This window comes from Nonomuraea insulae, assembly GCF_042656245.1.
This window is the reverse complement of the sequence record NZ_JBHSPA010000031.1, coordinates 347,658-366,919: the sequence shown is the minus strand read 5'-3', so window position 1 is coordinate 366,919 and position 19,262 is coordinate 347,658. Positions and strand designations below refer to the sequence as shown.

Genomic DNA, 19,262 nt, shown 5'->3' with positions numbered 1-19,262 from the left:
GATGAGTGAGAGAGCCCATCGGCTGATGCGAGCCGGCCTGGTCGCCCTGACGGCGGGCGCCATTGTCGCGGTCCTGTGGACGTTACTCGGCGGGGTGCCGTGGTGGCTGGGTGACCTGCGGGTCTACGACTTCGGTGGTGAGCTGGCCAGATCCGGCCAGTCCCTGTACGGGGCGCCGCTCGTGGCGGAGCAGGCCACGGCCGATCAGTTGGAGATCAAGCTGTGGTTCACCTACCCGCCGTTCGCCGCCCTGCTGTTCGCGCCGCTGTCGTTCCTGCCCGTCTCAGCCTTCGGGGTGTTCATGCACCTGGCGACCGTGCTGAGCCTGATGGCCCTGGTGTGGCTGGTCCATCGGGCCGCCAGGCCCGAGCGGCGCCACCTGCGGCTGGTGCTGGCCGTGACCCCGGCGCTGCTCCTGCTCAACCCGGTCGCTGAGACGCTGATGCTCGGCCAGGTGAGCGTGCTGCTGGCGGTGATCGTCCTGGCCGACCTCATCCGGCCCGAGGGGGCCGCGTGGCGCGGCGTCGGGGTCGGCCTGGCGGCGGGCATCAAGATCGTGCCGGCCGTCTTCATCGTCCACCTGTTCCTCACCGGGCAACGCAGGTCCGCCATCACCGCGACGGTCACGTTCGCCGGGACGGTGCTCGCGGGCGCGCTGCTGTTCCCCGCGGACACGTGGAGGTACTGGACCGGGCTGCTGTGGGACGTGGCGCGCGTCGGCGAGGTGCACGTCACCTTCAACCAGTCGCTGCACGGCGTCGTGGCCAGACTGCTGCACGCGCCCGACGCCGGAATCACCGGAATGGTCCTGTCGGCGGTCGTGCTGGCCGCCGGCCTGTGGGTGGCGGCGCGGCTGCACCGGCGCGGCCACACCGTCGAGGGCCTGCTGGCCGTGGGGATCACCGCGCCGATGGTCACGCCCATCGGCTGGCATCACCACTGGTCGTGGATCGTGCCCGTGCTGGTGCTGCTCTACACGCTCGCGCGGCGGGCCCGCTCGGCCCGGATGTGGGCCTTCACCGCCTTCATCACGCTGTTGTACGCCGGCGGCCTGTTCTACCTGGCCAGCCCCTATCCGGTGCTCTATCCGGAGAGCGTGGCCGGGCACCTGCTCGCCAGTGTGTTCGTCATCGGCGGCCTCACCCTGCTGCTGGCCGGGGCGATCAGGTCCCGCCGCGCCACCGAGCCGTCGGGAGTGCGGCGCCGGGTTTCTCAGCTGGCGCACGAGGTGACCGCCTTCGGGGCGGTGGGCGCGGTCGCGTACGTGATCGACGTCGGCGGCACCAACCTGCTGTGGGTGCTGCTGGGCGAGGACCAGGGACACCTGACCGCCAAGGTGATCGCCGTCGCCGTGGCGACCACGCTCGCCTACTTCGGCAACCGGCACTGGACGTTCCGCGACCGCGAGCGCGGCGGCCTGGCCCGCGAGTACGTGCGCTTCGCCCTGCTCAACGGCGTCGCCGCCGGCATCTCCCTGCTGTGCCTGGGCTTCACGGTGTACGTGCTGCAGCTCGACGACCTGCTGGCCAAGAACGTCGCCGCGAACGTGGTCGGCGTCGCCCTCGGCGCGGCCTTCAGGTTCTGGTCCTACAAGAGGTGGGTGTTCCCGGCCCGCCTGGCCGAGGTCGAGCTCGCCCGGTGAACCGCACGGGCGGCTTCAGACGGCCTCGATTCCGCCCCTAGAGATGGTTGCGACGATGCGGAGGCCGCGGATCAAGGAGGTTTTCGATGGCAGCGAAGCAGGTCCGCCTGGCGATCGTCGCGTCGGTCACGGCCGCCGGGCTCATCGCCACCGCGGGGTTCGTCCTGGCGGAAGGCGGCGCGGCGGCGGGACCGCCCCAGGCGGCGAAGGGGCCCGCGCCCGCGGAGGCGCTGAAGAGCATGGCCTCCTTCGGCGGCGCGTGGCGGTGCGAGGGACGGAACTCCTCACCCGAGGGCACGTCCTTCCCGGTCCGGGCCACGGCGTGGGTCGAGTCCCGGCACGACGGCAACTGGCTGATGTTCGACCTGCGGGAGATGCGTACGAAGGAGAATCCGCGACCGGCCTCCGGCACCTGGATGTGGGGCTTCGAGAGCGCGAACAACCGCTACAGCGGGTTCTTCTTCGACAGCATCGGCAACCGCACCGAGCAGTACGCGCCCGGCTGGCGCGACGGCGGCCTGCTGTTCGAGGGCCGCATCCTCGGGCCGGGGTTCGAGGCGCCGTACAAGGACGTCATCAGGAAGACGGGTGACGCCTCCTTCAGCATCTCCGGCCAGGGCTACGTGGTCGGCAAGTGGATCGTCTTCCAGCATCTCGACTGTCACCGGTGAAGAGGAAGGAACGCGGATATGTGTGGAATCGCCGGTTTGGTGAACTTTGAACGGGACCTCTCCCAGGAGACCGGTCTCGCGGAGACGATGACCGACGCGATCGCCTGCCGGGGCCCCGACGGGAGGGGGATCTGGGTCGGCCGGCACGCCGTGCTCGGCCACACCCGCAACGCGGTCATCGACATCCCCGGCGGCGGCCAGCCCATGGTCGCCGAGGAGGACGGCCGGACCATCGCGGTGATCACCTACAACGGGGAGATCTACAACTACCGCGAGCTGAAGACCGAGCTGGAGTCGCACGGCCACCGCTTCCGCTCCAACTGCGACACCGAGGTGGCGCTGCGCGCGTACCTGCAGTGGGGCACCCGGTGCGGCGAGCACCTGAACGGCATGTTCGCCTTCGGCGTCTGGGACCTGCGCAATGAGCAGCTCGTGCTGGTCCGCGACCACCTCGGGATCAAGCCGCTGCACTACGCGCGCGTCCCCGGCGGCATCGTGTTCGGCTCCGAGCCCAAGGCGATCTTCGCCTCCGGCCGGCTGTCGCCCGAGGTGGATCTCGACGGCCTGCGCGAGCTGTTCGTCCAGGCCAAGACGCCCGGCGAGTCGGTCTACAAGGGCATGCGGGAGGTCGAGCCCGGCCACGTCATGGTGCTGCGCGAGAGCGGCGCGCGCCACGAGTGCTACTGGCGCCTTGAGTCCCGGCCGCACACCGACGGCCAGGCCGCGACCATCGACACCGTCCGCGGCCTGCTGGAGGAGTCCGTACGCTCGCAGCTCGTCTCCGACGTGCCGCTCGGCGTGCTGCTGTCCGGCGGCCTCGACTCCAGCGTGATCGCCGCGATCGCCGCCCGCGAGCTGCGCCGCCAGGGCGTGGAGTCGATGCCCACGTACGCGCTCACCTTCGCCGGCTACACCGAGAACTTCGAGCCCGACGAGGTCCGCGACACCCCCGACGCGCCCTACGCCCGCGAGATGGCCAAGCACATCGGCGCCCGCCATCGGGAGATCATGCTCACCCCCGAGCAGATGATGCACCCCGAGACGCGCAGAGCGACGCTGCGCGCGCAGGACCTGCCCACCCCCATGGGCGACGGCGACGCCTCCATCTACCTGCTGGCCCGCCAGGTCCGCGACGAGACCGTGGTGGTGCTCTCGGGCGAGACGGCCGACGAGATCTTCGGCGGCTTCAACTGGGTCCACGCGCCCCAGCTCGTGTACGCGCCCACCTTCCCGTGGGTGGCCATCGGCCAGCTCGTCGACCCGACGTGGCCCGGTCTCGGCGCCGGCCTGCTCGAACCCGGACTGCTGGAGAAGCTCGACATCCCCGGCGCCACCGCCCAGCGCTACCAGGAGGCGCTGTCGGAGGTGCCGCACCTGCCCGGCGAGGAGGGGCACGAGCGGCGCATGCGCGAGCTGCTGCACCTGCACATCACCCGCTGGCTGCCGGTGCTGTTCGACCGCACCGACCGGCTGGCGATGGCGGGCGCGCTGGAGATCCGGGTGCCGTTCTGCGACCCTCGCCTGGTCGAGTACGTCTTCAACGTCCCGTGGGCGCTGAAGAGCTTCGACGGCAGGGAGAAGAGCCTGCTGCGGGCCGCCTCGGCCGATCTGCTGCCCGCCTCCATCCTGGAGCGGCGCAAGAGCCCGTACCCGGTGACGCAGGACCCCGCGTACGCCGAGAAGTTGTGCGCCGAGTTCACCCGCTTCGCGGCCGACCCCGCCGCGCCCGCCGCCGGCTTCTACGACCCGAGGGCGGCGCGCGAGGTGCTGGCCGACCCCGACGAGCTGGCCACCGGCATGGGCGCCTGGGTGCAGCGCGCCAACCTGGAGATGGTCCTGCAGTTCAACTCCTGGCTGCGGGACTACGACGTCCGCCTGTCACTGTAGGGGAGGCACGATGAGCTATTCACCGCCCAGCGACGCGGAGGAACTGGCCGCCGCGATCGCTCGCGACCGCGTCGAGTTCCTGCTCGTGATGTTCGTCAACCTGTACGGCAAGCCGTGCGCCAAGCTCGTCCCCGCGAACACCGTCGGCACGCTGATGCGCGAGGGCATCGGGTTCGCGGGGCACGCCGCCGACGGACTGGGCCAGTCGCCCGCCGATCCCGACGTGGTGGCCGTCCCGGATCCGTGCTCGTACATGCCGGCCCCCTGGCAGGAGGGTCTGGCCGTGGTCCAGTGCGATCTGGAGGTCGAGGGCGAGCCCTGGCCGTACGCGCCGCGCGTCATGCTCAAGCGGCAGCTCGACCGGCTCTCCGCCAGGGGCATGGTGTTCAAGGCGGGGGCGGAGCCGGAGTACTTCCTCCTGGAGCGGGACGAGGCGGGCGTGCTCAAGGTCGCCGATCCCCTCGATGACGCCGGCTCGCCGTGCTATGACGCGCGGGCCGCCTCGCGCAACTTCGCGCACCTGGCCGCCGTCAGCCGGGCCATGAACCGGCTGGGATGGGAGAACTACTCCAACGACCACGAGGACGCCAACGGGCAGTTCGAGCACAACTTCGGCTACGCCGACGCGCTCACCACCGCCGACCGGGTGATCTTCCTGCGGTACATGGTGCACATGCTGGCCACGCGGGAGGGGAAGATCGCGACATTCATGCCCAAGCCGTTCGGCCACCTGACTGGCAACGGCCTGCATCTCCACCTCAGCCTGTGGGGTGAGGACGGGGAGGAGCTGTTCGACGGGCAGGACGCCCACGGGCTCGGCCTGTCCGCCCTCGGCCGGGCGTTCGTGGCCGGCCTGCTGGAGCACGCGCCCGGCCTGATGGCGCTGACCTGCCCGACCGTCAACTCCTACAAGCGGCTGGGCGCGGGGTCCGCCACCGCGTCCGGGTCGAGCTGGGCCCCGGGCTACGCGACGTACGGCGGCAACAACCGCACGCAGCTGCTCCGCGTGCCCGCGCCCGGCCGGGTCGAGGCCAGGTGCGTGGACGGGGCCGCCAACCCCTACCTGGCGCTGACGGGACTGCTGGCCGCGGGGCTGGACGGGATCGACAGGAACCTCGACCCCGGCCCCCCGAACACGCACGACCTGGAGCACCACAGCGGGGGCAGGCCCCTGCCCGGGACGCTCGTGCACGCGGTGGCCGAGCTGAGCGAGGACGCGGTGCTGCGGGCCGCGCTGGGCAAGGTCCCCGGTGGCGAATACTGCGACTACTACGCCAGGGTCAAGCAGGAGGAGTTCGCCGAATACCACTCCCAGATCACCGACTGGGAGCTCCGCCACTACCTGCTGGCCTGCTGACATGCCCGCCGACACGCAGGTCCTGGTCGTCGGGGCCGGACCCGCCGGGCTGACCGCGGCGGTGGAGCTCGCCCGCCGCGGGGTCGCCTGCCGCATCGTGGACCGCGCGCGGGGTCCCGCGCGCGGCACCGGCTGCCCCAACATCTGGCCGCGCACCCTGGAGACGCTGGACGCGCTGGGCCTGCCGATGACTTGTTACCTGTCCGCCGGTGTGCCGTTCACCAGGAAGGTGTGGCAGCCGTTCGGCGACGATCCGATCGCCATCGACATCCGCGAGGAGCACGGCCCATGGCCGACGCCGCTGCTGGTGCCGCAGGAGAGCACGGTGGCGCTGCTGCTCGCCCGGCTGCGTGAGCTCGGGGTCGAGGTGGAATGGGAGACGGACCTGCTCAGCCTCGACCAGGACGAGCGGGTGGCCACGGCGTGGTTGCCCTCTGGTGGCCTGCGGGCGGAATGGGTGATCGCCGCGGACGGGGCGGGCAGCACCGCGCGGGAGTCGCTCGGCATATCACGCGAGGTCACCGAATATCCGGACGTGACGTGGTTGCAGCTCGACGTCACCGTGAGGTCGCCGTACCCACTGGACCCCCACACCGAGTACATCTTCCACGGCCCCCGCACCCACGCGGGCCTGGTGCCGCTACCGGGCGGCCGGCACCGGCTGTTCATGAGCCGGCCGGGCGAGCTGGACGACGTCGAGGGGGTCCTGCGCGAGATCGCGGGCGCCGACCTGCGACTGTCCCATCCCGGACGCCCCTGGCGGGTGCGGCCCGCCGGGGTCCTGGCCTCCGCCTACCGCGCCGGGCGCTGCCTGCTGCTGGGCGAGGCGGCCAGGACCTTCCCGCTTCCCGTGCAGTCCATGAACACCGGCATCCAGGACGCCGCCAACCTGGCGTGGAAGCTGGCCTCGGTGATCGGCGGGACGGCCTCGTCCCGGCTGCTCGACACCTATGAGGCCGAGCGGCGGGCCGTGGCGCGCGAGCAGCTGGCCCGCACGGGATGGCTGCTGACGGGCAGCCTCGAACCCGACGCCGAGGCACTGTTCCGTGAGGGGCACCGGCGCAGGGGCGGCCGGCCGCTGATCCGCACCGAGCCGCCGGTGGACTACGCCGAAGGGGCGCTGAGCGGCCCGTCCTGTCCCGACGTGCTTCCCGCGGCGGGGCAGCGGGCGTTCGACGCGCCCGTCGCGACCCGCGAAGGGCACCTCACGCGGCTGTTCAGGCTGCTGAACGGGACCGAGTGGACGCTCCTCGTCCTGGCGGGCGCGGGCCTCGACCCGGCCGCGGAGCGACGGCTGACCGGCTACGCCCGCGCCGGGCTCGCCGTCAAGGTCGTGACCACCAGGGACGCCGGCGCCCTCCACGACGTGACCGGCCGGATCCACCAGACCTACGGGGCCGCCGGCCGGCCGCTCGCCTGCCTGGTGCGCCCCGACGGCTACCTCGCCGGCCACGCCACGCTCGACGGCGCCGCCGCCCTCGACGCGCACCTCCGCACCGTTCTCAGCTGACCCCACGGGAGACGATCATGTACGACGAGCACGTTCCCGTCCTGATCTCGGGCGGCAGCCTGGTGGGCCTGTCGACGGCGGTGTTCCTCGCCTGGCACGGCGTCACCCCCCTGCTGGTGGAGCGGCACCACGACACCTCCATCTACGCCAGGGCCTGGGGCGTGAACCCGCGCACGATGGAGCTCTACCGGTCCGTGCATCTGGAGCCCGCGATCCGCGCGGCGCAGCGCCGGCTGGAGGGCAAGGAGCGCGGCAGCGGGATCCTGCGTGCCGAGAGCCTCGCGGGGGAGGAGCACGAGTGGTTCGAGGTGCCCTACCTGCACGGCGTCTTCGAGGACTCCAGCCCGGTGAGCCCTACCGGCTGGGCGCCCTGCCCCCAGGACAAGCTGGAGCCGCTGCTGCGCGACCGGGCCGTGGAACTCGGCGCGGACCTGCGGTTCGGCGTCGAGCTGGTCTCGTTCGAGCAGGACGGCGACGGGGTCACGGCCGTGCTGGAGGAACGCCGCACGGGCACGCGCAGGACCGTGCGCGCCGGCTACCTCGTCGGCTGCGACGGCAACGCCAGCCCGGTACGCCACAACCTCGGCATCCCCACCGGCGGCCTCGGCACGATGGTGCACAACATGGCCATCCTGTTCCGCGCCGACCTGACCGAGGCGCTGCGCGGCCGGGCGTTCATGCACTGCCAGGTGATGAACGAGGACGTCATGGGCGTGCTGGGCACCGACGGCGAGCGCTGGCAGCTCGACGCCATGTACTTCCCCGGCGGGGAACAGGAGGAGTTCACCGAGGAACGCTGCGTCGCCCTGGTACGGGCCGCGGCCGGCGTGCCCGGCCTGGAGGTCGAGATTCTCGGCCGGCTGCCGTGGGAGCTCGCGGCCAGGGTCGCGGCGTCCCTCGGCTCCGGGCGCGTGTTCCTCGCCGGGGATTCCGCTCGCGTACACCCGCCCACCGGGGGCTTCGGGGCCAACACCGGGGTGCAGGACGCGCACAACCTGGCGTGGAAGCTGGCGTATGTGTTGGCGGGCAAGGCCGGCGCCGGGCTGCTCGGCAGCTATGAGGCCGAGCGGCTGCCGGTCGGCCGGTTCACCGTGGACCAGGCGGTCGCGCGATCGCTCGACCGGTTCAAGAACCCGGCGGTCGGGGACGTGACGGCGGTGCCGATCGCCGACGACCTGACGGTGATGATGGGCTACCGGTACCGGTCCCGCGCGGTGGTGCCCGAGCCGGGCGAGCCATGGGGGCCCGGCGGTGACCATGACGCCGGTGACTACGACCCCGGTGACTACGACGATGTGAACGCCCCCTCAGGGCGGCCGGGGACGAGGGCGCCGCACGTCGTGCTCGACTCAGGCGTCTCGACGCTCGACCTGCTGGGCAGGGACTTCACGCTGCTGGCAGGCGCGGACGGCGCCCCCTGGGCCGAGGCCGCCGCTCGTGCCGCCCGCCGCCGTGGCCTGCACCTCGACACCCACCTGATCGCCGACGAGCCGTGGGCCAAGGCGTACGGGGTGGGCAGCGGCGGCGCGGTGCTCGTCCGGCCCGACGGCTTCATCGCCTGGCGCACCACGCAGGAGTCCCGGCCGGGCACCGATCGCGAGAACACGTTCCTGGACGTCCTCGACCACGTGCTCGACCTGCCCCAAGACGACCGTTCTCACGAGGAGTCGAGATGAGGATCCTGTTCACCATGTCGCCGGGGCTCGGCCACTCGCTGAGCCTCGTCCCGCTGGCCTGGGCGGCCCGCGCCGCCGGTCACGACGTCCTGGTGGCCAGCAGCGGCCATTCGCTGCGGGCCATGGGCAAGGCCGGTCTGCCGGCCGTGGACGGCCACCCCGACGGCGACATCATGGCCGCCTTCGGGGAGCACGAGCAGAAGGCGGCCGCGGCGGGCTTCGAGCTGACCGGCTTCCTCGGCGGCCTGTTCGGCGACTTCACCGACCGGGTGGTGGACCGCTTCACGGCCCTGGCGGACGGCTGGGGGCCGGATCTGGTGGTGCACTCCTCGCTGGAGTACGCGGGCCCGATCGTGGCGGCGGCCCGTGGCGTGCCCGCCGTCTGCTACCACCTGGGCCTGCCCGTGCCGCCTGAGATCCGGGACGCGGTGCGCGCGAACGTGCGGGCCGCCGCCGAGCGCAACGGGGTCCGCGCCTGGCCCGTCGAGCCCGCCGTCATCCTCGACCCCATGCCCGCCAGCCTGCTCGACCCCGGCGTGGAGCTCGACCGGCCGATCCGGTTCGTCCCCTACAGCGGGGGCGACGCCGCCCGGCCGCCGTGGATGTTCCGCACGCCGCGACGGCCGCGCGTGTGCGTGACGCTCGGCACGGAGGTGCCGAGGTGGGCCGGGATCGGCGTACTGGAGGATTTCATCACGGCGGCGCGGGACCTGGACATCGAGCTGGTCCTGGCGCTCGGCGGCGCGGACCCCGCCGACCTGCCCGAACTGCCCGCCAACGTACGCGCCGCCACCTGGCTGCCGATCGCCGACGTGATCGGCACCTGCTCGGGCATCGTCCACCACGGCGGAGCGGCCACCATGCTGAACTCGTGCGCGGCCGGCGTGCCCCAGCTCGTCCTGCCGCACGGCGGCGACCAGTACATGCACGCGCCCCTGCTGGAGCGGCGCGGCCTGGCCGCGGTCCTGGACCCGTCGGAGGTGTCGGCGACGTCGGCCCGCGACGCGCTGCGCCGCCTGACGGAGGATGAGCACATGAGCCGGGCGGCCGCGGAGGTCCGGGCCGAGATGGACGCACTGCCCTCCCCTGCGGACGTCGTGCCGTTCCTGGAGAAACTGGCTTGACCCGGCGATGGCTACGCCACGCGCGGGACCGCCTGGAGCAGCGCCCGCGTGTAGGCGTGGCGGGGCTGCGCGAACAGGTCGGCGGCATGGGCGGTCTCCACGACGCGGCCCGCGCGCATGACCGCCACCCGGTCGCTGACCTGGCGAATGACGGCCAGGTCGTGCGAGATGAACAACATCGCCAGGCCGAGCTCGTCCCGCAACCTCAGCAGCAGGTCGAGCACCTGCGCCTGGATCGACACGTCCAGGGCCGAGACGGGCTCGTCGCAGATCAGCAGCGACGGCCGGACCGCCAGCGCCCTGGCGATGGCGACGCGCTGGCGCTGGCCGCCGGACAACTGGTGCGGGCGACGGCTCGCCAGCTCGGGCCCGAGCCCGACCATCGCCAGCGACTCCGCCACGGCGATCCCTCGCGAGTGCCGGGCGGAGAGGACCTCGCCGGTCTCTCGCGGGCGCCGGGCCTCGCCGGGTTCTCGCTCGTGGCGGGTGGAGAGGGCCTCGCCGATCAGCTTGGCGACCGTGTGGCGGGGGTCGAGCGAGCTGAGCGGGTCCTGCCAGACCACCCCGACCCTGTGCCGGAGCGGGCGGCGTTCGCGCTCGGTCAGCGCGCTCCACGGCTCGCCGTCGAGCAGCACCTCACCGCCGTCCGGCGCCAGCAGGCCCAGGGCGACGCGGGCCAGCGTGGTCTTGCCCGACCCCGACTCGCCGACCAGGCCGAGGATCTCGCCTGGCGACACCTCCAGCGACACGCCCTCCAGCGCCGCCGTGCCGTCGGCGAAGCGCTTGCCGACCTCCCGTACCGACAACAGGGCAGAGCCGGGGAACGTGCGCGCCGGGCGGGGCGCGGCGCTCGGCACGGCGGCCAGCAGCTCGCGCGTGTACGGGTGGCGCGGCTCGGACAGCACCTCCCCGGCGGGCCCCAGCTCCACGATCCGGCCCGCGCGCATGACCGCGATCCGGTCGGCCAGCCGGGCGACCACCGCCAGGTCGTGACTGATCAGCAGCAGCGCCGTCCCGGCCGCCCGGCGTTCGGCCAGCAGGTCGAGGATGCGCGCCTGCACGCTCACGTCCAGCGCGGTGGTCGGCTCGTCGGCGATCAGCAGCTCCGGTTCGCCCGCGAGCGCGCCCGCGATGAGCGCCCGCTGCCGCAGCCCGCCGGAGAGCTGGTGCGGGTACTGGTGACGGCGCTCGTCCGGATTGGGTACGCCGACCGCCCCCAGGAGCTCGCTAACCCTGCCGGCCACCTCGCCACGGGAGGCCAGGCGATGGGCCCGCAGCCCTTCCGCCACCTCCGCCCCGACCGTGCGGAGCGGGTCGAGCGCGGTCAGCGCGTCCTGCAGCACCAGGCCGATCCGCCGCCCCCTGAGCCGCCGCCAGTCCCTGGGCCGGTGACCGCGCAGGTCCTGGCCGTCGAGCACGAGCCGGCCCGCCCGCACCTTCGCGCCCTTCCCCGCCAGCCCGACCAGCGCGCGGGCGGTGACGCTCTTGCCCGAGCCGGACTCGCCGACGAGGGCCAGGCACTCCCCGGGCGCGATGGAGAACGACACCCCGTCCACCGCCACGGCGCCGTGGAACGACACGCTGAGGTTCTCGACGTCGAGGAGGCTTCCACCCGGGGAGAGCGTCATGCGCGGCGTCCCTCGAAGCGGAGCCGCAGGTGGCGGCCCATCACGTTCACCGCGACCACCGTGACGGTGATCGCCAGGCCGGGGAAGAGCGCCAGCCACCACGCCGTCGCCAGGAACTCGCGGCCCTCGGCGAGCAGCGCGCCCCATTCCGGCTGCGGCGGCCGGACGCCGAGGCCCAGGAAGCTGAGCGCCGAGCCGGCGAGTATCGCGGTGCCCGTGCCGAGGGTGGCCAGCACGAGGAGCGGGCTGAGAGAGTTGGGCAGGATGTGGCGGGCGACGACGGATCGGTGGGGGAGACCGAGCACGACGGCGGCGTCCACGTACTCGGCCCTGCGGACGACGAGCGCACGGGCGCGGATCATCCGCGCGTACCCCGGCATCTCGGACACGGCGATGGCGATCAGCGCGCTGCCCTGGCCAGGGCCGAGCACGGTGATCACGATGAGGGCCAGCAACATCCCCGGCAGGGCGAGCAGCACGTCGGCCGTCCGCATAACGGCCTGGTCGGCCGCCCGTCCGCCGAGCGCCGCCAGCAGGCCCGCGCACGTTCCCCCGGCCACCGCGAGCGCCGTGGCGGCCAGGCCGGTGAACAGCGACAGGCGCGTGCCGTACACGATGCGCGTCCATATGTCGCGCCCGAGCTGGTCCGTGCCCAGCAGGTGGCCGCCGCCGGGCGGGCGCAGCGCGAGCGCCGGATCCACCTCTGTCGGCGAGTACGCGGTGAACAGCCCGGGCCAGACGGCCGCCAGCACCAGCAGGCCCAGCACCAGCGCGGCGCCCGCCCTCATGACGCCGCCGGCCACCACATTCGCGCCCCGCGCGTCCACCTCCGCCGCGACCGCGCTCATGCCGGCCGCAACCGGGGGTCGATCAGCAGGTACGCCACGTCCACCAGCGTGTTCACCACCACGAAGACCAGGGCCGACAGCATGACCACGGCGATGACCACGGGAAAGTCGCGCCCCACGACCGCGGCCAGGGTGACCCGGCCCAGGCCCTGGCGCGCGAACACCGTCTCCACCAGCACCGCCCCGCCGAACAACCCGCCCAGCAGCCAGCCCGACAGGGTGACCATGGGGATCAGGGCGTGCCGCAACGCGTGCCTGACGCGTACGGCGGCTCCGCTGGCGCCCCTGGCCAGGGCGGTGGTGACGAACGGCTGCTCCAGCGCGTGCTCCAGCCCTTCGCGCAGCACCTGGGTGAGCGTCGCGCCGAGCGGCACCGCCAGCGTGAGCGACGGCAGCACCAGCGACGCGGGCTCCCCGTCTCCCACCGGCAGCAGCCCGAGCCGGAAGGAGAACACCGACAACAACACCAGCCCGAGCCAGAAGGTCGGCGTGGACAGCGCCACCAGCTCGGCCAGCGCGACCGTGCCGCGACCGCGACGCCCCGCGGTGAGCACCGCCACCAGGAGCGCCCCGGCGAGGGCCAGCCCGATCGCGCACACGGCGAGCTGCACGGTCGGCCACACCTGCTCGCCCAGCACCTCCGCCACCGGCCGCTCGATCTGGAACGAGCGGCCCAGGTCGCCGCGGGCCAGCCGGGCGAGGTAACGCAGGTACTGCTCGGCGAGCGGCAGGTCGAGCCCCATCTCGGCGCGGATGGCGGCCATGGTCTGCTCGGTGGCCGGCGCGCTGCCCACGATCGCCCTGGCGGGGTCGCCCGGGATGAGCTGCATCGCGACGAACGCCAGCGTGGCGGCCCCGAGCAGCACCCCCGCCGCCCGCGCCAGCCACCCGGCGACGAGCCGCAGGACGCCCGTCATCGGGGCAGCCGTACGCCGTCGAAGCGCGGGAAGCCGGCGGGATCGGAGGTGAGCCCTTCGACCGCCTTGGCGACGGCGACGAGCTGGACGGGCACGTACAGCGGGACGACCACCGCCCGGTCCACGGCCCACCGCTGCGCCTTCGCGTACGCCGACCGCCTGGCCTCCTCATCGCCGGTCCGCGCGGCGCCGGTCAGCCAGGAGTCCACCTCGGGGTCGTCGACCCTGGCGACGTTCTCGCCGGCCATCGGCAGGTTCTCCGAGTGCAGGAACCCGCGCAGGATGTCCGGGTCGGCGCGTGACCAGGCCATGTCGTACAGGTCGTACGTGCCGTCCTGCACCAGCCCGAACAGCTGCCCGTTCTGCACGCTGTCGCGCACCAGCTCGAACCCGGCCTTCCTGACCGCGGCCTGGATCCCCTGGGCGAGGATGCCACGCTGGTCGGCGCTCTCCTGCGCCTGGGTGGTCGGCCAGCGGACGGTCAGGCGGGCGCCGCCCTTGGTCCGGTACCCCTGGGCGTCCCTGGCCGTCCATCCGGCCTCGTCGAGCAGTTCGGCGGCGTGCTCCGGGTCGTACTTCCAGGAGTTCTCCACGGACTTGTCGTAGTACGGGGTGGTGGGGGAGAGGATGCTCCACGCGCGCTCGTACACGCCGAAGTGCGTGGTGCGGACCAGCAGGTCCACGTCGATGGCGGCGCGGAAGGCCGCGCGCAGGCGCGCGTCCTTGAAGACGCCGGAGCTGGAGTTGAGGTAGACGCCGTAGACGGCGCCCTGCGAGGGAGTGCGGACCAGGCGCACCCCGGGGTCGGCCTGGAGGGCGGCCACGCTGGAGGTGGGCACGGCCGCGATGCCGTCCACCTGCCCGCTGGTCAGCGCGCCCAGCCGGGTGGCGTTCTCCGGCAGGAACCGGAACGTCAGCGTGTCGAGATGAGCGGGACCCCCTCCTACCGGTGCGGCCCCGGGGCCCCACCGGTAGGAGGGGTTGCGGCGCAGGGTCACGCTCTTCTGCCTGGCGTAGGAGCCGAACACGAAAGGACCCGAGCCGACGACCTTCGCGCAGCGCGGCCCCTCGGGGCCCTTGGGGGACTGGATGCCCAGGTAGGCGGTGCTGGCCGCCTGGAGGAACGGCTGGAACGGCTCGGTGAACCTGACCCGTACGGTGTGCTCGTCCACGACGACGCTGTCCCGGTAGGGACCCAGCAGCACGTTCGCGTACTGCGACTTGGTGGTCCTGGCGACGACGCGGTCGAAGTTCGCCTTCACCGCGGCGGCGTCGAGCTTCGCGCCGTCGTGGAAGGTGACGTCCGTGCGCAGGTCGAAGGTGTACTCCTTGAGGTCCTTGGAGATCCGCCACGAGCGGGCCAGCCACGGGTGCAGGCCGCCGGAGGCGTCCTGGGAGACCAGCGAGTCGACCACGCCGCGCTGGATGAGCGCGGTGGCGTCGGCGATGCTGACGTGCGGGTCGAGGCAGCTCGGCTCGGTGTTGAGCGCGAAGCTGAACGCCGCGCCCGCCGAGGTGGCGGGCGGGGGGCCGCCGCCGCAGGCGGAGGCGAGGACGACGAGCGGTAGGACGGCGCGGGCAACCAGCCTCATGGAACATCCTCCGTGCGAGGTGGGCAGGTCAGTGGGACCGATCGTCGGAAGCGCCGCTGGAGCGCCGGTATAGGACAGCTGGAGCGGTCATCAGCGGCTCACCAGCGCAGGCCGCCGTTGACCTCCAGCACGTGGCCGTTGACGTACGAGGCCTCCGCGCTCGCCAGGAACACGGCCGCCGCCGTCACCTCCGCCGCGGTGCCCATCCGCCCCGAGGCCAGCGTCGCCCGATACCGCGGCCACACCTGCTCGTTGGCCGCCAGCGCCCGCCCCATCCCCACGTCCACGAAGCCGGGCGACAGGCAGTTCACGGTGACGCCGGACGGCGCGGCCTCCAGCGCGAGCACGCGGGTGAGCATCTCGACTCCGGCCTTCGACGCCGCGTACGCCGCCGCCCCCGGCGCCGGCCGCACGCCCAGCGCCGACGACATCGTGATGATCCGCCCGGCGGCCGACTTCTCCAGGTACGGCAGCGCCGCGGACACGCAGTGGAAGACCCCGGTGAGGTTCGTCCCCACGACGTCGTCCCAGTCCCCGGCCGACAACGCGCGCACCGGCCCAGGACGACTCACCCCGGCGTTGGCCACCACGATGTCCAGTCCGCCGAACCGGTCCGCCACCCCGGCCATCAGCTCCCGCACCGACTCCGGGTCCCGCACGTCCACCGGATGGAACTCGCCGTCGCCGGTCCTGGCGGCCCGGACCACGTGGCAGCCCTCGGCGGTGAACGCCTCCGCCACGGCCGCGCCTAGCCCGCGGGTGCCGCCCGTCACGACGGCGACCTTGTCCTTCAGTCTCATGGCGGGCAGCGTAGGAAGGCCCGCTCGAGTCGCTCTATAGCGCGCCCGCCCACCCTGGACGGCATGATCATGGTGATTGGTGCGACAGGGGCCATCGGCCGCGAGGTGGTGGCGGAGCTGCGCGGCTCCGGCGCCCGGATCCGGGCGCTGACCCGCGACCCGGCGCGGGCCGCCCTCCCGGAGGACGTCGAGGTGGCACGCGGTGATCTCGGCGACCCCGCCACGCTCCCGCCCGCCCTCGACGGCGTGCGCACGGTGTTCCTGACCGGCGTCGGCCACCGGCGGGCCGAGCACGACCGGGCCCTGGTGAAGGCGGCGTCGGCCGCGGGCGTCGCGCGCGTGGTGCAGTTGTCCTCGCTGGCCGTCGAGGAGCGCACGGCGGGGGTGCTGGCGGGCTGGCACGCCGAGGGCGAGCGGGCGGTCCGCGAGTCGGGCCTGCGCTGGACGATCCTGCGGCCGAACGGCTTCATGTCCAACGCCCTGCAGTGGGCCCAGGCCATCGCCGCCACCGGCGTGGTGCGGGCCCCGTACGGCGACCTGGCCTCTTCGGTGGTGCACCCGCGCGACGTGGCGGCGGTGGCGGCGGCCGTGCTGCTCGGCGAGGGGCACGACGAGGCCGTCTACCCGATCACCGGCCCGCACGCGCTCACGCCGGGCGAGCAGGTGGCCGTCATCGGCGAGGTGCTCGGCAGGCCCCTGCGGTTCGAGGAACTGCCGGTCGAGCGGGCGCGGGAGCAGATGCTCAGGCACATGCCGCCGGAGACCGCCGACGCCGTGTTGTCGGCTCGCGGCAACGCCGACGTGGCCGTCCGCGCACGGGTGGACTCCACGATCGCCGACCTGACCGGCCGGCCCGCCCGCACCTTCCGCGAGTGGGCCGGGGAGCACTTCACGCGTGACAGGTGAGCGGTCCGCCGTTCAGCGTCACCATCTCGGCGAAGACGGGAGCGGAGGGCAGGTACGCGCCGCGCCGCCCGCCCGCCGCCTCCTGGTAGGCGCGGTGCAGGTTGGCCACGAGCCGCTCCGGGTCACGCAGGCCGCCGAAGCGCCCAGGCCCGTACCGCCCGGCCAGCTCCAGCGGCGAAAGCCCCGCCTCGACCCCCTTGGCGGCCAGGTCCCGCACCCACAGCAGGTAGTCCTCGGCCACGTCGAACACCTCGGGCCCGCACACCGGCCCGTGCCCGCACACCACGGCGACGGGCTCCAGGGCGCGCAGCCGCCGGATCGCCGCCAGCGTCCCGTCCAGCGACCCCATCAGCACGAACGGCGCGCAGCCCGACAACACCACGTCGCCAGCCACCAGCACCCGCGCGTCCGGGAGCCAGGCGACCACGTCGTTGCTGGTGTGCGCGGGCCCCACGTGCAGCAGCTCGACGGTCCTGCCCAGGTGCAGGGTGAGCCGGTCGGCGAAGGTCACGCCGGGCAGGACGGGCGGCACCTCACCCCAGTCCACCTCCGGCCACACGGCCCGCAGCGCGCCGCCCTTGGCCGCCATCTCGGCCCTGGCCAGGTCGTGCGCCACGACGACCGCCTCGGGGAAGAGCCCGTTGCCGAAGGTGTGGTCGCCGTGGTGGTGGGTGTTGACCAGCACGCGTACCGGATCGGGGGTGAGCGTGGCCACGGCGTCTCGCAGGCCGCGGGCGCGCGCCTCGGTGGCGGCCGTGTCGATCAGGACCGGGCCGGCGCCGCCGGTCAGGACGACGGCGTTGCTCACGCACCAGCCGCCGTCCGGCTGCACGTACGCGTGCACCCCGCCGGCCACCTCCCGCAGGTACGGCCGCGGGTACGGCCTCACCCCGACGACACCACCGAGCACAGGTGCGGATCGCCGGTCGACACCTTGCCCACGCGGGCGGCCACGCGGAAGGCCTCCTGGCGGGTGGCCCGGCGGAACGACTCCTCATCCGTCCAGGCCGCGATGTTGATGTACACGTTCGGATCACTCTCGGAGCGCAGGAACTGGTACGACAGGAACCCCGGCTGCGCCGAGAAGAACGCCGCCACCCCCGCGTAGATCTTCTCCAGCTCCTGTGCGGAGCCCTTGAGCGTGAGCTTGTTCACGAAGACGACCATGCCGCCGACCTTCGCGGACACGTCTGGAGTCTCGGTATAGCGCGGTCCAGGGGGACTCCACTTCGACTCCAGGGCCCCTGCGGAGTATGGCCCACGTACCGGACAGACGAAAGGGCACAACGTGAGGCGTACGAACCGCAGAGTTGTGATAACCGGCATAGGAGTGATATCCCCCGGCGGGATCGGGGTCAAGGCGTTCTGGCAGTTGCTCACGGACGGGCGCACCGCGACACGGCTCATCACGGGGTTCGACGCCTCCCCTTTCCGCTCGCGGGTGGCCGCCGAGGCCGACTTCGACCCGGCGGCCCACGGCCTGACCCCGCAGGAGAGACGGAGGATGGACCGGGCGGCGCAGTTCGCCGTGGTCGCCGCCCGCGAGGCGGTGGCGGGCAGCGGCATCGACCTGTCCGCCACAGACCCCGCCAGGACGGGCGTGACCGTGGGCAGCGCGGTGGGCTGCACGATGAGCCTGGAGCGCGAGTACGTCGTGGTCAGCGACGGGGGCAGGAAGCGGCTCGTCGACCATGAATACGCCGTCCCCCACCTGTACGACTACCTGGTCCCCGGCTCGCTGGCCGCCGAGGTGGCCTGGGCGGTCGGCGCGGAGGGGCCGGCCGCCGTGGTCTCCACCGGCTGCACGTCCGGCCTGGACGCGGTCGGGCACGCCGTCGAACTGATCAGGGAGGGCTCGGCGGACGTCATGGTGGCCGGCGCCACCGACGCCCCCATCTCACCCATCACGCTGGCCTGCTTCGACGCGATCAAGGCCACTACGCCGCGCAACGACGACCCCGAGCACGCCTCCAGGCCCTTCGACCGGACCCGCAACGGGTTCGTGCTCGGCGAGGGGGCGGCCGTGTTCGTGCTGGAGGAGCGGGACTCCGCGCTGCGCAGGGGCGCGCGGATCCTGGCCGAGATCGCCGGCTTCGCCGCGCGCTGCAACGCCTACCACATGACCGGGCTGCGCGCCGACGGCAACGAGATGGCCGCGGCGATCGGCGCGGCGCTCGACGAGGCCCGGCTCGACCCGGGCGCCGTCGACTACGTCAACGCGCACGGCTCAGGCACCCGGCAGAACGACCGCCACGAGACGGCCGCCGTCAAGCTCGCGCTCGGCCACCACGCCTGGGACACCCCGATGAGCTCGATCAAGTCGATGGTCGGCCACTCGCTGGGGGCCATCGGGTCGATCGAGATCGCGGCGTGCGTGCTGGCCATCCAGCACCAGGTGGTGCCGCCCACGGCCAACCTGCACGAGCCCGACCCCGAGTGCGACCTCGACTACGTGCCGGTGACCGCCCGGGACCACCAGACCGACGTGGTGGTGTCGGTGGGCAGCGGCTTCGGCGGGTTCCAGAGTGCCATGGTGCTCACCAGTTGACATTCACCCGGCCCTCGATGACCGGGATCCAACCGTCGCCGGTTGGTCTTCCTGCTTCACGGCCAGTCGCCCGCCCGAGAGGATTCTCGTTGAGGTCTTACACCGGCTCCACAGGCGTTTCAGCTCTCCGCCAGCCCGGCGGCGAGGGTGTTTCCG

16 protein-coding genes are annotated in these 19,262 nt (G+C 73.1%); 9 read left to right on the top strand and 7 right to left on the bottom strand.

The window, feature by feature from the left end; all coding sequences use genetic code 11:
- Position 1 precedes the first annotated feature (1 nt).
- From ACFPZ3_RS28990 to ACFPZ3_RS28960, 7 genes are all read left to right on the top strand, one after another.
- Positions 2 to 1,642, top strand: a complete 1,641-nt coding sequence (locus tag ACFPZ3_RS28990) for a glycosyltransferase 87 family protein (RefSeq protein WP_379517416.1) — start codon at positions 2 to 4, stop codon at positions 1,640 to 1,642.
- An 86-nt stretch (positions 1,643 to 1,728) separates the two neighbouring features.
- On the top strand, positions 1,729 to 2,313 hold the full coding sequence (locus ACFPZ3_RS28985) for a DUF1579 family protein (protein ID WP_379517415.1): 585 nt from the start codon (positions 1,729 to 1,731) through the stop codon (positions 2,311 to 2,313).
- Between the two features lie 18 nt (positions 2,314 to 2,331).
- Complete coding sequence (asnB, locus tag ACFPZ3_RS28980; RefSeq protein WP_379517414.1) at positions 2,332 to 4,200, top strand: asparagine synthase (glutamine-hydrolyzing); 1,869 nt, start codon at positions 2,332 to 2,334, stop codon at positions 4,198 to 4,200.
- A 10-nt stretch (positions 4,201 to 4,210) separates the two neighbouring features.
- On the top strand, positions 4,211 to 5,557 hold the full coding sequence (gene glnT / locus ACFPZ3_RS28975; RefSeq protein WP_379517413.1) for a type III glutamate--ammonia ligase: 1,347 nt from the start codon (positions 4,211 to 4,213) through the stop codon (positions 5,555 to 5,557).
- A gap of 1 nt (position 5,558) precedes the next feature.
- Entirely contained in the window at positions 5,559 to 7,067 is a 1,509-nt protein-coding gene (locus tag ACFPZ3_RS28970) for an FAD-dependent monooxygenase (protein WP_379517412.1), read from the top strand.
- Between the two features lie 17 nt (positions 7,068 to 7,084).
- A complete protein-coding gene (locus tag ACFPZ3_RS28965) occupies positions 7,085 to 8,743 on the top strand; it encodes an FAD-dependent monooxygenase (RefSeq protein WP_379517411.1) in 1,659 nt (552 codons plus the stop codon).
- Positions 8,740 to 9,867: a nucleotide disphospho-sugar-binding domain-containing protein gene (locus ACFPZ3_RS28960; RefSeq protein ID WP_379517410.1), complete on the top strand. Its 1,128-nt coding sequence runs from the start codon at positions 8,740 to 8,742 to the stop codon at positions 9,865 to 9,867. The genes ACFPZ3_RS28965 and ACFPZ3_RS28960 overlap by 4 nt, the downstream gene beginning before the upstream one ends.
- Positions 9,868 to 9,878: 11 nt before the next feature.
- On the opposite strand, the gene ACFPZ3_RS28955 is transcribed toward ACFPZ3_RS28960, so the two are convergent.
- The 5 genes from ACFPZ3_RS28955 to ACFPZ3_RS28935 form a co-directional block, all read right to left on the bottom strand.
- On the bottom strand, positions 9,879 to 11,495 hold the full coding sequence (locus tag ACFPZ3_RS28955; RefSeq protein ID WP_379517409.1) for a dipeptide ABC transporter ATP-binding protein: 1,617 nt from the start codon (positions 11,493 to 11,495) through the stop codon (positions 9,879 to 9,881).
- Positions 11,492 to 12,343, bottom strand: coding sequence for an ABC transporter permease (locus ACFPZ3_RS28950; protein ID WP_379517408.1), 852 nt, complete (start codon positions 12,341 to 12,343; stop codon positions 11,492 to 11,494). The genes ACFPZ3_RS28955 and ACFPZ3_RS28950 overlap by 4 nt, the downstream gene beginning before the upstream one ends.
- Entirely contained in the window at positions 12,340 to 13,260 is a 921-nt protein-coding gene (locus tag ACFPZ3_RS28945) for an ABC transporter permease (protein ID WP_379517407.1), read from the bottom strand. The genes ACFPZ3_RS28950 and ACFPZ3_RS28945 overlap by 4 nt, the downstream gene beginning before the upstream one ends.
- Positions 13,257 to 14,852 carry an ABC transporter substrate-binding protein gene (locus ACFPZ3_RS28940; protein ID WP_379517406.1) on the bottom strand — a complete coding sequence of 532 codons (1,596 nt, stop codon included), beginning with the start codon at positions 14,850 to 14,852 and terminating at the stop codon, positions 13,257 to 13,259. The genes ACFPZ3_RS28945 and ACFPZ3_RS28940 overlap by 4 nt, the downstream gene beginning before the upstream one ends.
- A 98-nt stretch (positions 14,853 to 14,950) precedes the next feature.
- Positions 14,951 to 15,652: an SDR family NAD(P)-dependent oxidoreductase gene (locus tag ACFPZ3_RS28935; RefSeq protein ID WP_379517405.1), complete on the bottom strand. Its 702-nt coding sequence runs from the start codon at positions 15,650 to 15,652 to the stop codon at positions 14,951 to 14,953.
- 63 nt (positions 15,653 to 15,715) lie between these two features.
- Between ACFPZ3_RS28935 and ACFPZ3_RS28930 the strand changes: the two genes are divergently transcribed.
- On the top strand, positions 15,716 to 16,558 hold the full coding sequence (locus ACFPZ3_RS28930; RefSeq protein ID WP_379517404.1) for an NAD(P)H-binding protein: 843 nt from the start codon (positions 15,716 to 15,718) through the stop codon (positions 16,556 to 16,558).
- Here ACFPZ3_RS28930 and ACFPZ3_RS28925 read toward each other — a convergent pair.
- Together ACFPZ3_RS28925 and ACFPZ3_RS28920 are read right to left on the bottom strand one after the other, a co-directional pair.
- Positions 16,542 to 17,447, bottom strand: a complete 906-nt coding sequence (locus tag ACFPZ3_RS28925; RefSeq protein WP_379517403.1) for an MBL fold metallo-hydrolase — start codon at positions 17,445 to 17,447, stop codon at positions 16,542 to 16,544. The genes ACFPZ3_RS28930 and ACFPZ3_RS28925 overlap by 17 nt on opposite strands.
- Positions 17,444 to 17,746 carry an antibiotic biosynthesis monooxygenase family protein gene (locus tag ACFPZ3_RS28920; protein ID WP_379517402.1) on the bottom strand — a complete coding sequence of 101 codons (303 nt, stop codon included), beginning with the start codon at positions 17,744 to 17,746 and terminating at the stop codon, positions 17,444 to 17,446. The genes ACFPZ3_RS28925 and ACFPZ3_RS28920 overlap by 4 nt, the downstream gene beginning before the upstream one ends.
- 100 nt (positions 17,747 to 17,846) lie before the next feature.
- Here ACFPZ3_RS28920 and ACFPZ3_RS28915 point away from each other — a divergent pair, with 100 nt between their 5' ends.
- The gene (locus tag ACFPZ3_RS28915) at positions 17,847 to 19,106 is read left to right on the top strand and encodes a beta-ketoacyl-[acyl-carrier-protein] synthase family protein (protein ID WP_379517401.1); all 1,260 of its coding nucleotides are present in this window, start codon (positions 17,847 to 17,849) and stop codon (positions 19,104 to 19,106) included.
- Positions 19,107 to 19,262: the final 156 nt, after the last annotated feature.